At 40.1% G+C, this 13,796-nt stretch carries 11 protein-coding genes; 4 read left to right on the top strand and 7 right to left on the bottom strand.

Annotated elements, in window-relative coordinates; translation table 11 throughout:
* The first annotated feature begins 68 nt into the window (after window positions 1-68).
* From L884_RS0117615 to L884_RS0117600, 4 genes are all read left to right on the top strand, one after another.
* The gene (locus L884_RS0117615) at window positions 69-2,126 is read left to right on the top strand and encodes a WecB/TagA/CpsF family glycosyltransferase (protein ID WP_028768734.1); all 2,058 of its coding nucleotides are present in this window, start codon (window positions 69-71) and stop codon (window positions 2,124-2,126) included.
* Window positions 2,127-2,136: 10 nt separating this feature from the next.
* Entirely contained in the window at window positions 2,137-3,630 is a 1,494-nt protein-coding gene (locus L884_RS22315; RefSeq protein WP_051435673.1) for a sugar phosphate nucleotidyltransferase, read from the top strand.
* Between the two features lie 76 nt (window positions 3,631-3,706).
* Window positions 3,707-4,153 carry an adenylyltransferase/cytidyltransferase family protein gene (locus tag L884_RS22310; protein ID WP_051435672.1) on the top strand — a complete coding sequence of 149 codons (447 nt, stop codon included), beginning with the start codon at window positions 3,707-3,709 and terminating at the stop codon, window positions 4,151-4,153.
* A gap of 12 nt (window positions 4,154-4,165) precedes the next feature.
* Window positions 4,166-5,440: a CDP-glycerol glycerophosphotransferase family protein gene (locus L884_RS0117600; RefSeq protein WP_084221464.1), complete on the top strand. Its 1,275-nt coding sequence runs from the start codon at window positions 4,166-4,168 to the stop codon at window positions 5,438-5,440.
* 31 nt (window positions 5,441-5,471) lie between these two features.
* On the opposite strand, the gene rfbC is transcribed toward L884_RS0117600, so the two are convergent.
* The 7 genes from rfbC to L884_RS0117565 all read right to left on the bottom strand — a co-directional run bounded on the left by rfbC (window position 5,472) and on the right by L884_RS0117565 (window position 13,795).
* The gene (gene rfbC, locus L884_RS0117595) at window positions 5,472-6,011 is read right to left on the bottom strand and encodes a dTDP-4-dehydrorhamnose 3,5-epimerase (protein ID WP_028768732.1); all 540 of its coding nucleotides are present in this window, start codon (window positions 6,009-6,011) and stop codon (window positions 5,472-5,474) included.
* 468 nt (window positions 6,012-6,479) lie between these two features.
* Entirely contained in the window at window positions 6,480-7,490 is a 1,011-nt protein-coding gene (locus tag L884_RS0117590; protein WP_028768731.1) for an NAD-dependent epimerase, read from the bottom strand.
* A 417-nt stretch (window positions 7,491-7,907) separates the two neighbouring features.
* On the bottom strand, window positions 7,908-9,074 hold the full coding sequence (locus L884_RS0117585; protein ID WP_028768730.1) for a nucleotide sugar dehydrogenase: 1,167 nt from the start codon (window positions 9,072-9,074) through the stop codon (window positions 7,908-7,910).
* A gap of 348 nt (window positions 9,075-9,422) precedes the next feature.
* On the bottom strand, window positions 9,423-10,457 hold the full coding sequence (gene rfbB, locus L884_RS0117580; protein ID WP_028768729.1) for a dTDP-glucose 4,6-dehydratase: 1,035 nt from the start codon (window positions 10,455-10,457) through the stop codon (window positions 9,423-9,425).
* Window positions 10,458-10,624: 167 nt separating this feature from the next.
* Window positions 10,625-11,710, bottom strand: a complete 1,086-nt coding sequence (locus L884_RS0117575) for a glycosyltransferase family 4 protein (protein ID WP_028768728.1) — start codon at window positions 11,708-11,710, stop codon at window positions 10,625-10,627.
* Complete coding sequence (locus L884_RS0117570; protein WP_028768727.1) at window positions 11,704-12,984, bottom strand: O-antigen ligase family protein; 1,281 nt, start codon at window positions 12,982-12,984, stop codon at window positions 11,704-11,706. The genes L884_RS0117575 and L884_RS0117570 overlap by 7 nt, the downstream gene beginning before the upstream one ends.
* A complete protein-coding gene (locus L884_RS0117565) occupies window positions 12,965-13,795 on the bottom strand; it encodes a glycosyltransferase (protein WP_028768726.1) in 831 nt (276 codons plus the stop codon). Before L884_RS0117565 ends, L884_RS0117570 begins: the two co-directional genes overlap by 20 nt.
* Window position 13,796 lies beyond the last annotated feature (1 nt).

Genomic DNA, 13,796 nt, shown 5'->3' with positions numbered 1-13,796 from the left:
TGGCAAGCTATATGCAATCTCAGGTTTAGCTAACAAATAAAATGCTGACGTCAATGGAAGGAATAATTATGAAAAACGATCACGCTAAACTTCCCCCCTTCCCTATCAGTATTCGCTGCTTTGATGTTTTCTGCGGCAGCGCGCTATTGATGCTAACTAGCCCTTTATTTTTATACGCTTATTTGGCAAGCAGATTTAGTAGCAATAAAACATTTGAAGTTGTGTATATCAAAGGCATGACAAAGCAAACTGTAGAACTTATCGAGTTTGGTTATAACGGCTTATTTAAAAAGCTACCTATCTTGTTCAACCTGATCAGAGGTGAATTATCGCTAGTGGGTAAAAGCATAGAATTTACCTTAGATGCAAACCAGGTAATATCTGACGATAAGATTCAAAATATCAAACCAGGTCTAATGTCGATTGAACAGCTTAACGCACTAGTCGGGCTTGAGTTTGAAAATAGTACTGACACACTAATCAAAGCCCACAGCAGCTTTGCTGGTTATATTGCAGCGGTTATTCGTTGCCTAGTACTCAAGACAACATTCGCACTACTTTTCAAAGCAGCGCCTAAAACTAGCCCGCATATTTCATTGTTTGGAATAACACTAAGCAACTGGAGCATGCAGCAGTTGTTAGATGAAATGCTACAACAATGCAGTGAGCCGCAGGCAGATATGCAGCAATACTCTTTCGTCAATGCAGACTGCTTGAATATCAGCACTGACAACCAAGCTTATCGTCAGAGTCTACAACAGAGCCAACACATCTTTGCCGACGGTATTGGGCTAAGACTAGCCTGTTTAAGTAAAGGCCAAGCGTTACGGGCAAACTTAAATGGCACTGATATGTTTCCCCGACTTTGCCAGCTCGCAGCCAAGCAGAATTTATCCATATTTATGCTAGGTGGCGCTCAAGGTGTGGCGCAAACAGCGGCAGAAAAGATGCAAGCTCGCTATCCAAGCCTAACCATAGCAGGCTGTCATCATGGCTACTTCAACCGCTTAACCCAAGATCAAGAAAATCAGCAAGTTATACAAGCAATTAATGACAGTAACGCCGACATTTTATTGGTCGCGATGGGCGCGCCAAATCAAGAGTTATGGCTGAAACAAAATAGAGCACAGCTGCACTGCAGCATAGGCATAGGCGTTGGAGGTTTATTTGATTTCTACTCTGAACGTATCAAGCGTGCACCATTATGGCTAAGGCAAATGGGCTTAGAGTGGACCTACAGATTACTGCAAGAGCCTAAAAGAATGTGGAAACGTTACATTATTGGTAACCCATTATTCTTATATCGTGTTTGGCGTGAAAACCGTGAATTAAAAAAGCGAGTCGGCTCTATAATTTCATCTAGCAAAGCCATGCAGGTAAGTAACAGTTCACTCAGTGATAAACAGCTAACCAAGCAGCTACAGGCTAAATTAGGTAAAGCCCAAAGACATGATGCCAAGTTACCTAAATTTGATCACAAACATGCAAGTACTCGTCGTGCAAGGTTTGATTTTGCTATGCGCTGTAACAAGGTCGCTAAACGCAGCTTAGATCTCATTGGCGCCTTAACATTACTATTACTACTCATGCCGATTTTCATTATCACAGCTTTAGCGATAAAGCTTAGCTCGCCAGGCCCAGCACTATATAGCCAAACTCGCTCAGGGCTTTATAACCGTCCGTTTACCATGTGGAAGTTTCGCTCTATGCATATAGACGCAGACAAAATACTCGCGGAGCTTGACCAAAGTAATGAAATGCAAGGCGGAGTGCTTTTCAAAATGAAATCAGATCCAAGAGTCACTTTCATCGGCCGCTTGATCCGCAAAACCTCGATCGATGAATTGCCGCAACTTTGGAATGTATTAAAAGGCGACATGTCGCTGGTTGGCCCTCGGCCACCACTTAATTCAGAAGTTGAACAATACAGTATTCATCAACGCAATCGACTGACAGTAAAACCGGGGCTCACCTGTATTTGGCAAGTATCAGGTCGCTCAACCATCCCGTTTGAACAGCAAGTAGAGCTTGATATTGAATATATCCACACACAGTCACTGATGGCCGACGTGTGGCTATTGTTGAAAACCATTCCTGCGGTGATTTTTGCCCGCGGCGCTTACTAAGGAGCAGCTTATGCAAGCAGTCGTTTTTGCAAACCGTAATGGTCATGAGTTGATGCCTTTAAACAACTTTTACTGTCCGGCATTACTACCTGTAAGTAATAAAAGCGTGATTGAGTACACCCTAGAGGATTTAGCCAACGCGGGCATAAAACAAGTCAAATTGGTTATCTCATCGCAGGTGAGTCAGTTAAAAAGCTTAGTAGGCACTGGCGAACGCTGGGGCTTAAGCGTGGACTACTTTCTATGTCGCGACCAAGAACTTGCATCTGAAATATTACCGCGATTGTCGCTGGATAAAACAGAGTCGATACTGCTTGCTAGAGCGGACATGCTACGCAGTCCAAGCATAAAATCGTTCGTTTCTTTCAGCCAACAAATACCAAGCAGTTTAGTTATTGCCAAAATAAATAACCAAAACGCAGGCTTAATGATGCTGCCTGCTGCAGCCGATTATACAGATGCATTAAACTGGCCCTTAATTGATAGCAGCACGCTAATAGACAAAGTCAATTTTGATAGCGTTACCCAAGTGCTACATGGCAACTGTTTCATGCTCAACACCCTAGATAACTATGTGCTCGCCAACCAATGCATGGCAAAGGCTAAGGTGACAGGTTGTATTCCCAATGGCCTTTTTCACAGCAGTGCAGCTCAACAGCTTGGGTTTTATATCGGTGCCAAAGCCAAAACTGGCGAATTAAGAACCCAAAATGCATGGGGAGTGATAGGAGACAACAGTTGGATTGACGCTAGCGTTACTATGCAACAAAGCGTTGTGATAGGCCACAACTGCATCGTAGATAAAGGTTGCCAGCTAAAAAACTGCATTATTTTAGACAACAGCTATATCGGCCAAAACTTAGATGTAAGCGATGCGATAATCTGTAATTCGCTACTTATCTCTGCAAAGACTGGCGGCTATATTGAGCTTAACGACGACAGCTTACTATCAAAAAATGAGCCTATTCAAGTGCATCGCAAAGCTAGCTTTAGTCAACAACTCGCTGCAGCCCTATTGCTTTTTATCAGCTTGTTATTAAGCCCTTTGCTCCTACTAGCTGCTGTATTTCACAAACCTAAACAGCCGCTTTATAAAGAGGTATTAACGCTGAATAAGCAGGTTATCTCTAGCTGGCGTCTCAACCTAAATTATCCGGCTATCAGCCGCCTACCTCAGTTGCCCCTTGTGATAAGCGGAAAACTAAACCTTTTTGGTCGTAGTCCATTTAATTCGATAAAAACAACGCCAACTAAAACTAACCATTCAGCAGCTAGCAGTACAAGCCTACTCCAGCAACTTCAGCAGGCTAAAGCGCCTCTAATGCACTACGGCCTCTACGGGCCAATACAACTACAAACAAGCAAGCATATTCCGGAAGAAGAGCAAGCGCTGATTGAAGCCGAATTTGCCCAGCTAACAACTAGGCAGCAGCTATTAAAACTCGTTACCCACTTACGCCCTAATAGAGGTAAAAAAGCCCACTACAGTGCTGACTTACAGTAACTAAAATGGCAACAACCCAACACGCAATCCGTTGTATTGAGCAAACATAAACAAAACTGCGCAGGAGAATATCGTTATGAAGACTATTATTACTTACGGTACATTCGATCTGTTTCACTACGGCCACGTACGTCTATTTAAACGTCTAAAAGCTTTAGGTGATAAGTTAATTGTTGCTGTATCTACCGATGAGTTTAATGCCAAAAAGGGCAAAGCCGCCTTTTTTAGCTACCTACAAAGAAGTGAAATTGTAGAAGCCTGTCAATATGTTGATATGGTTATTCCTGAAACTCGTTGGGATCAAAAAGCGAAAGATATTTGTCGTTACGATGTGAGTGTATTTGGAATGGGTGATGATTGGCGCGGTGAGTTTGACGAGCTAGGCCTATTATGTGAGGTTGTTTATTTAGATCGCACAGGCGAGATCTCATCGTCTGAGATCAAAAACAGCTTAGCGAAAAAGCCAGCAGACCGCGCAAACACCGATAACGCTTGTACACCAAACAACAAAACTAATAAGTAATAAGGGCAAAGAATGCCGCAAACACTAAGTGATAGATTAACAGTAATGGATTACCTAAAAGCTTGTATTAGAAAGCTAATCTATACCCTAGTGGTGCTTTTTCCGCGAAACAAGCACAAAGCAGTTTTTGGCAGCTATCGAGATAGCTTTAGCGACAATAGTAAATATCTGTATTTACACTGGCAACAGCAGCAGTTTATGCGCAGTATCTGGATCAGTGGTAATAAAGAGATAGTGCGCCAACAGATAAATTTAGGCCATGAAGCCTATTATCGTTGGTCTGCAAAAGGGATATTTCATTGCCTCAGCGCCAAGTACTATTTCTATAACAGCTATATTGGCGATATTAATCAGTGGCTAGCTAATGGAGCATTCAAAGTAAACCTTTGGCATGGGCTGCCAATGAAGAAAATTGAGTTTGATATTAACTCAGGGCCAATGGCGCAGGTGTTTAATCCTCAAGGAAAGTGGCCTCAATTCAAGCAATGGTTAATCAGCCACCAGCAATTAATCAAACCCGACTTAATGCTGAGCCCAAGCCCACTGATGGACAAAGTTTTTAGCAGTGCCTTTAAGCTTGAAACGAATAAAACCAATGGTGCCAAACTGATAAGGGCAAGTAACCCTCGTACTGATTACTATCAGCACTATCCTGAGCAACAAACTGACTTAATACCATTATTAAAAAGCTCAGCGAATAATCAGCTTGATGCTTTGAATACTCAAGATCGACAAGTCATGCTTTACGCACCTTCATGGCGCGATAGCAAGCAAGTTAGCAACCCATATCTGCAAGCATTCGACTGGCAAGTATTATCGGATCATCTTAAGCTCAATAATCAAATTTTACTGTTACGCTTGCACCCCAATGAGAACGCATTAGCGGCTGACTTTGAGGATTTAGCCAATATCGTTAATATTTCTAACCTAGAAGATGTTTATGGGATTTTGCAGCAGATAGATTTGCTGATCACAGATTATTCATCGCTATTTATCGACGCCTTACCGCTTGGTACTGCCATCTGTTTTTACCGCTTTGACGAGCAAGATTACTTACAAGATTGCCGCGACATGTACGAGTTCGCCAACAAGCTGCCAGAGTTCGCGCCAATATGTAACAGTTTTGAGCAATTACTTAAGCAGCTACAACCTCAATCATTGATTGATCAAATAGAGCTGTATAAACAAGCATATCAAGAGGTGAGCCAGCTATTTTGGGGCAAAGATGGGAAAAATCGAGGTAATGCTTTTAGCGCATTAGAAACAGCGCTAAAGCAGCAAAGGTAAGGCTAACGAACAGCAAGAGATGTTTAAAGAGCTAGGCCATTGCCGCTCTATCTTTGTCGGAGAGTATAGGCTCAATGCCCTGCGCTATTGGCCAATCAATAGCAAGCAGTGGATCATTCCAAGCTAAAGTTCGTTCAAATTCTGGTGCATAGTAATCGGTACATTTATAAATGATGTCAGCATAATCACTTAAGGTATAAAAACCATGAGCAAAGCCTGGCGGAATATACATCTGCAACTTATTGTCAGCCGAGAGTACTTGCGAGAACCACTGCCCGTATGTTTTTGAATCTTTACGAATATCTACTGCAACATCAAAAATACTTCCCGCTGTTACCCTAATTAGCTTTCCCTGAGCTTGTTGTACTTGATAATGCAAGCCACGTAACACATGTTTTTGCGAACGGCTCATGTTCTCTTGTACGAAAGTCGGGCAAACGCACCCAGCCTGAGTAAACAAAGATTCAAACTCAGATTGACGAAAGGTTTCCATAAAAAAGCCACGCTCATCGCCAAAGAGTTGCGGCTCGAACAACAGCACATCTGGAATTGAAGTCGGGATTAATTTCATAATGCTCTTGTGAAATAACGTAGTAAAAGAAGGTTCTAGATACTAGGGCACTTCGCTCACGGAAGACGGAACGTTCACAGGCTCACTCACAGAACGCTGCGCTGACGGTATAAGCTTAAAAGAATCACAAGCAAAGGCAAGACGAAGTATTCCGTAAGGCCGAAGAAGCCGTTTCGTTTTCCGTCTCAGCTTCTACCATCTTAGCTTTAACCTAAAATCTAGAAGTCGCAACGTGACGCTCTCGCAGTGACGTAGTCACGTCCTCTAAGCGCAGCGCCCTTCTTAGCCTTTAACCGTAAGCGAAGCGCTCCGTGCTCCGTGAACGAAGTGTTCCGTAAGGCCACAGGCCGTTCCGCTTTATAAGTTTTAGCCCATCAACATTATACATATACCAAAAGAGCTGATGGTATAAATGCCAACCTACATAAGAATCTGCTTTCCTAGGACCTGCTTTCCCTAGGACCTTTCTTAGCTTTTAAGATAATACTCTTTATACCACTCAACAAACTTCTGCACGCCATCTTCAACGCTAGTTTGTGGCTTATAACCTACGGTCTTGAATAAGTCTTCGGTATCAGCCCAAGTTGAATGTACGTCACCAGGCTGCATATCCATCATGTTTTTAATGGCTTCGATACCCAACGACTTCTCGAGTGCAGAGATATAATCCATTAACTTAACTGGACTGCCATTACCAATGTTAAATACTCGATACGGCGCAGAACTTGTTGCTGGTGTTGCTTCAGCGGCATTCCAATCTGGATTAGGCGCTGGGATACTATCTTGAATACGAATGATGCCTTCAACGATATCATCAATATAAGTGAAATCGCGGCTGAGATTACCATGGTTATAAACATCAATCGCCTCACCCTTCACTATCTTATTAGTGAATTTCAGTAACGCCATATCAGGGCGCCCCCAAGGACCATAGACAGTAAAGAAACGCAGACCGGTAGTTGGTACACCATAAAGGTGTGAGTATGTATGCGACATCAACTCATTGGCTTTTTTAGTCGCGGCATACAGTGAGATAGGATGATCAACACTGTCATCAGTTGAAAATGGCATTTTAGAATTCAGGCCATAAACAGAGCTTGAAGAGGCATAGACCAAATGTTGAATTTTGTGCTGACGACAACCTTCAAGAATAGTTAAATGTCCAACCAAGTTACTATCAGCATAAGCCATAGGATTATCAATTGAGTAACGCACGCCAGCTTGCGCTGCCAGATGGATAACTCTATCGAAGCTTTGCTCTGCGAACAATGTAGCAATGGCTTCTCTGTCAGCTAAGTCTAACTTCTGAAATGAAAAAAGAGCCTGTGGCTCTAGGTTTTTAAGGCGATCCAGTTTTAAATTAACGTCGTAGTAATCGTTAATATTATCAATACCAACAACCTCATGACCTGCAGCACATAAGCGCTCACTTACTTTAGAGCCAATAAAACCTGCCGCACCCGTTACTAAATATTTCATAAAAATCTCTTTTTCTTAAAAACAAGGTTCTAGGGCCTAGGACCTTCTTAGCCTTTAACCGTCAGCGCAGCGTTCCGTTATCCGCAAAGCCAAAGGCCGTTCCACTTTTCGGTCTTAGCTTTTACCTAGAACCTGCTTTCCTAGGACCTTCTCAGCCTTTAACCGTCAGCGAAACGTTCCGTTATCCGTAAGGCCAAAGGCCGTTCCGCTTTTCAGTCTTAGCTTTTCCTAGGACCTAGGACCTTTCTTTCCCTAGGCCCTAAGACCTAGGACCTTCCCAGCCTTTAACCGTCAGCGAAGCGTTCAGTAAGTGAGCCAGCGAACGTTCCGTTATCCGTAAGGCCAAAGGCAGTTCCGCTTTTCAGTCTCAGCTTTTCCTAGGACCTAGGACCTTTTTTCCCTAGGACCTTCTTCAAATCAATCCGACCCAAACAGATCACGGGTATAAACCTTACCAGCAACATCCGCCAAATCATCTACCATACGGTTAGATACAATGACATCTGACATCTCCTTAAACTCAGCAAGATCTTCAATAACACGTGAATTAAAAAAGTCAGGCTCGTTTAATACCGGCTCAAATACCACGACTTCGATACCCTTAGCTTTTATGCGCTTCATAATGCCTTGAATAGAAGACGCTCTAAAGTTATCGGAGCCTGACTTCATAATGAGTCGATAAACACCCACAACTTTTGGTTGTTTTTTAATAATCGAATCTGCAATAAAGTCTTTGCGGGTAGAGTTAGCGTCAACAATTGCGCTTATTAAACTGTTCGGTACATCTGCATAATTAGCACGTAACTGCTTAGTGTCTTTTGGTAAACAGTACCCACCATAGCCGAAAGATGGATTGTTATAATGACCACCAATACGTGGGTCTAGCCCTACACCTTCAATAATTTGGCGTGAGTCTAAACCATGACACTCGGCGTAACTGTCTAGCTCATTGAAATACGCTACGCGCATCGCAAGGAAAGTATTTGAAAATAGTTTAACCGCTTCAGCTTCAGTTGAATCAGTAAAAAGAATATCGATGTTTTCTTTGATTGCAGCATCGCTAAGTAAGTTAGCAAATAATTCTGCGCGCTCAGAACGCTCACCGATAATAATACGTGAAGGGTGTAGGTTATCATATAACGCACGACCTTCACGTAAAAACTCCGGTGAGAAAATAATATTCTGAGTATTAAACTTTTGCTTAATAGACTCAGTATAACCTACAGGGACAGTCGACTTTATCACCATGACCGCTTTAGGGTTAATCGCTAATACATCTTGGATAACAGCTTCAACGGATCCAGTATTGAAATAGTTTGATTCAGTGTCATAATCAGTGGGTGTTGCAATAATCACATAATTCGCGTCTTGATAGGCTAATTGCTTATCAATGGTTGCTGTTAAATCTAACTTGTGATTTTGTAGGTATTCTTCAATCTCGGCATCTGCTATCGGTGACTTCCCTTGATTAATCTTCTCTACTTTTTCAGCAACAATATCAACAGCCATGACGGAATTTTTCTGCGCCAATAATACTGCGTTTGACAGACCAACATAGCCTGTACCTGCTATAGCAATTTTCATCTTAAAACCTTAAAAGTGTCCAAGTAAAATAACACTCAGTTGATAACAAGTCTTGTTTTAGACCCACATTTGTTAAATGTTAAACAGTTTCTACGCCCTAGGACGATCGCTCACTAAAATACCAGCAGCCCTGCCAAGTAGAATAATAAAAACTGCCTGACAAGGTAAATCCAAACAAACTAAAACATAGATCTAGATTTTTCTAGAATCTAGTTGTAAAGTTGAATTGTTTTCGTATTTAGAAGGCCAAGCTTTAGAATCAAACGACCCTCTCAGCCTTTGTTGCAACGTAAGTAAATCCGCTAAAGACCTTAATACTGTCACGCAAAAATATTCCACCGCTCCATGTCAGACTTTACCGACCTCATTTACATACCACTCAACAGTTTTCCTAAGACCTGACTCAAAAGACTCAATCGGTTTCCAATTAAGTTCACGTTGAATCTTACTCGAATCAATCGCATAACGAACATCATGACCAAGTCTATCTTCCACATATGAGATTAAACTTTTAAACCCAATACCATTGCTACACGAAGCCAGTGAGTACGTGCTCTCTGGAACTAACTCTTCTAACAATTCACAAATTGTATTCACAACATCAATATTGCGTCTTTCACAATTTCCACCGATATTATAGGTTTCACCAACTTGACCGGCACAAACTACCTGATATAGCGCCTTAACATGATCTTCGACATATAACCAATCACGGATTTGTAAGCCATTACCGTAAATAGGAATAGTTTTTCCAGCTAACGCACTCATGATTGTCTGAGGAATGAGCTTTTCTGTATGCTGAAAAGGACCATAATTGTTAGAGCAATTTGTCAACACCACTGGTAAACCGTATGTGCGATACCAAGCTCTAACTAGATGATCTGATGCGGCTTTACTCGCGGAATATGGCGAACTTGGATTATACCTTGATTGCTCTGTAAAAAGCCCATGTTCTGCCAGAGACCCATATACCTCATCGGTTGAAATGTGATGGAAACGAAATCGCTTTCTTTTCTCCCCTTCAAGCATAGAGTAATAATTTCGACTCCCTTCGAGAAGAAAATATGTACCAATAATATTTGTTTGAATAAATTCGGCGGGATCCGATATTGAGCGATCAACATGACTTTCAGCAGCCAAGTGTACAACAAAAGTAGGGCGATACTCAATCAGTACGGAATCTACTAATGCCTTATCACAAATATCACCTTTTACTAACTTATATCGAGCTGAATGTTCCAGATCTTTAAGCGAATTATTATCTGTTGCATAGGTCAATTTATCTAAATTAACCACATAGTAATCTGTTTCTCGCAACAAATAACGTACATAAGCAGAACCTATAAAGCCAGAACCGCCAGTAACTAGGACTGAATTATCCATTTGGTATAGCCATAGTAATTGATATGAGATGGAGTGTCTTAATTCTTATTTAGGCAAACTCAAGCGAATCATTACACCATAGAAATATTACCTAGCAGACCTATAGGAAAAAGAAAATATCTATAGCGATGCACCACATCAAAAATATTTCCCCCTACTTTATAGGACTAAGTCTTTAGCATTTCTAGATACAAAGTGTAATGTTTAACAGCTGTTTGATCAATGTCGAACAATCTTGCTCGTTGTGAAGCTAAACCATCTCGAGCAATACTTAGCAGCATTTCTGGTTCAGGCCCTGGAGAATCAAAGTTGTCAAGTGAAAGTGTTACACTTAATTCATATCCAATAAGATCTGCAACGATAACATCTCGCTTTAAAAATATCACCGGACAATCCCAAGACATAGCTTCTAGCACAACGTTTGGCGTACCTTCCCTCAATGAAAAAAAGATAAGTCCTGTTGATTGAGCATAGTACTTTTTAAGCCGGCTGCTCTCGACATTACCTACGAACTGAATTTGCTCTGAGTTAAAACGCTGGGACTCGGCTTTGCAAAGCTCAAAATAGTCTTGCTCAAATTCTGCAACGCTGCTGTCATGAGGGCCTGCTAGGATCAAATTATAACCTTGTGATGCATAGTTATCATTGAAAAAGCGTATGACTTCTAAGGGTTGTTTTCTCTCTACGATTGCTCCCGCGAATAAAAAGAATTTCTTTTTTTGGTTATAGAGTGACCTCTCTACATCTACTGGCATCACAACGCCATTTGGTATTATCTCCAAATTAGCATCTGGTATACATTCATAGTTCAAATCTTGTATTACTCGGTTTAGACAATTTATCTTACCTATTCTAGCCAAGATAAAGTAAGTTAATGATCTATTTCGGCCTTTTAAAAGGCTTGGAAAATCATCTTTACCTAACAAAGTGCACTTAAAAAATGTTGGTATGTTCAATAGAACTGTAAGAATAAGCCCTAACCGGTGAAATCCATGAAAATGATATACATCAGGGTTATATTTTTTATTAGTAGCTAATATTGAAAACAGCTTTAGCAGTAAATTGTTAGGCAAATCTATAACAATTTTATCTTCAACTACTGATTCTCGATACCATTTTAAAGAGTTTACTGTATTATTGAAAAATATAGACTTAACATCTGATGTAGAATTTAAACTGTCTGCAAGTTTAACTGCCTGCGCAGTCGCTCCACTATAATTCCAAAAGTTATAAACGAAATGTGCAACTAACATTCTTGGTACCCTTTATACTTATTAGCCCTAGTAAATAAATAACTGACTACAAGCCAGAAGTATATAACAAATGGAAAGTTACGATTGTAATCATTACCAAATGACATCAACATAAAACAGACTAAAAACAAAAAAATGAAATAAAACTCATTGTTTAGCTTCTTTCTTATAGTGAACATGATAAAAAATGAAAGTAACCATATTGCAACATAAAAAGTTAAACCAATAAGGCCAAAGTCTATCAAAATCGAAACAAATCCATTTTCGATCATGTAACCGCCGCTACCTAAGGCTGGATTCGAGGCGCCAACACCAAAACCCCAAAGCCAATTAGTAAAATAGTGAAGATTATCGAGCGCTCCAAACCAGTTGTTAACTCGAGCATTATCAGTATAGGTTTCCAAGCTTAAAAGCTTAAAAAATCTTTCATAGAGGCTATCGAAGCTATTTAACAATTCGAATACAAATGGCATAAGAACAAGCAGAAAAGTAATAAAAAACACTTTAGTAACTATTTCGCGTCTAAATAAATTAAACATCAAGATTAAAATAGTTTGTGCAAAAAAAGCTATTAAAGCCAAACGACTCAAAGTAAAAAACACTAGAAATACTAAAACAATCCAGTACACCCAAAAAGCAAGCCAAACTAAAGGTTTAGTCTTTTTTACCGCTAAATAGTATGATGCGGCAAGTCCAACACATAGAAATCCTCCAAAATTAATCGGATTACCGAAAACGGAAATTAATCTAAAACCAGCAGCTAAGGTTACATGCTCCATCATGTCTTTATCTATGCCGTATAAGAAGCCGATAATACTTGGGTTAAAAAACTCCACAACACCAACTACGACGGCTATTAGCGTCTGAATAAATACAATCTTTGCCAACAAATCCACATTTATACTAGCCCGCTCCTGTGCGTGTGGAATGATACAAATGAGCGTAAATATAACCAAGTAACCAAGTTGGTATCTTGCACCATCGAACATTAAGCCAAGATTTACTTGACCAATGACATGTAAAATTGCGTAAAAGGCGAAAAAAAACAGCAGAGTTGAGTAATAGTTAAATGACAGCCGTTTATTTTTAATCACCCCTATAAAAAGAACCGAGATAATAAAAACTTGACTTATCTCTTTATACCCACCTAACAGTTTTCCGAGTAAAGGGTTGATAAAACCGAACTTACTAGTTAGAACAGTTAAAAATGGAGCAACAACTAACAAAGATAGCAAAAAAAATTTAGAGATATTATTAACGCTTGGATATATCAACTACTGAGTACCCTCTGAAGCTATTCTTTAGAATGAATGACAAATTATTAAAACTACTTGCCTTGCGTAATGCGAATAAAACTATTACAAATACCCCTGCAAAACCAAAGACCCTTCTAAATGCTGCGCCTTTAGCCACAATCGTTTTTGCTACAGTTAAATCCTTTCCTGATGACTCCATGGGATGTTTGTTTACATAAATCCTTGTACGGCTAACCTTAGCATTCCTCTTTATCGCATCATTGATATAGATAAATTCCTCACATGAAGGTAGTTCGGTACCTAATCCAAACCTTTCATCAAATCTAAGCATTTTATCTCTAATACACTTTTTTGATATACAAACCTCTAAACTACTTACAGAGCCTGAGTTCAGTGACGTCACAAGGCTGCTCTTCTCTTGATAGTTTTTAAAGTCAAGTCCTTCAGGAGTGGTAATTCGACCAATTGAAATATCAACCGCATTACTCTCCATGTAGGCTAATGTTTCTCGCACACCTTTTGCTAAAAACACATTATCGTCATCAGACAAAAAAACAAAATCAGAAGTAGACACTTCTAGTGCTTTATTTCTACTTCTAGATAAGCCTTTTTCTGCATCAACAACAATTTTTATCGATTTGTATTTTTTGCTTAACGCTTCTCTTTCACTTATATACTCGGCTCTATCTTGCTCAAAAAGTAGTTGATGACAAACGACAAGCTCAAAGTCTAATTTCGCATCAACAAGTTCTTTAACTATGCTGTCTACCTTAAAGATTCCTTCTTTCACCGTTGATATAGCAATAGAAAAGCTACTTCCATTAAACATA

The organism is Shewanella fidelis ATCC BAA-318 (genome assembly GCF_000518605.1).
GTDB lineage: Bacteria > Pseudomonadota > Gammaproteobacteria > Enterobacterales > Shewanellaceae > Shewanella > Shewanella fidelis.
The sequence above is the reverse complement of the archived record's forward strand: the minus strand, read 5'-3'. Positions and strand labels throughout refer to the sequence as shown.

Coding starts and splice junctions, on each gene's coding strand:
- L884_RS22315 (WP_051435673.1), top strand. CDS start 2,137: ATGCAAGCAGTCGTTTTTGCAAACCGTAATGGTCATGAGTTGATGCCT.
- L884_RS0117585 (WP_028768730.1), bottom strand. CDS start 9,074: ATGAAAATTGCTATAGCAGGTACAGGCTATGTTGGTCTGTCAAACGCA.
- L884_RS0117615 (WP_028768734.1), top strand. CDS start 69: ATGAAAAACGATCACGCTAAACTTCCCCCCTTCCCTATCAGTATTCGC.
- L884_RS0117590 (WP_028768731.1), bottom strand. CDS start 7,490: ATGAAATATTTAGTAACGGGTGCGGCAGGTTTTATTGGCTCTAAAGTA.
- L884_RS22310 (WP_051435672.1), top strand. CDS start 3,707: ATGAAGACTATTATTACTTACGGTACATTCGATCTGTTTCACTACGGC.
- rfbB (WP_028768729.1), bottom strand. CDS start 10,457: ATGGATAATTCAGTCCTAGTTACTGGCGGTTCTGGCTTTATAGGTTCT.
- L884_RS0117575 (WP_028768728.1), bottom strand. CDS start 11,710: ATGTTAGTTGCACATTTCGTTTATAACTTTTGGAATTATAGTGGAGCG.
- rfbC (WP_028768732.1), bottom strand. CDS start 6,011: ATGAAATTAATCCCGACTTCAATTCCAGATGTGCTGTTGTTCGAGCCG.
- L884_RS0117565 (WP_028768726.1), bottom strand. CDS start 13,795: ATGTTTAATGGAAGTAGCTTTTCTATTGCTATATCAACGGTGAAAGAA.
- L884_RS0117600 (WP_084221464.1), top strand. CDS start 4,166: ATGCCGCAAACACTAAGTGATAGATTAACAGTAATGGATTACCTAAAA.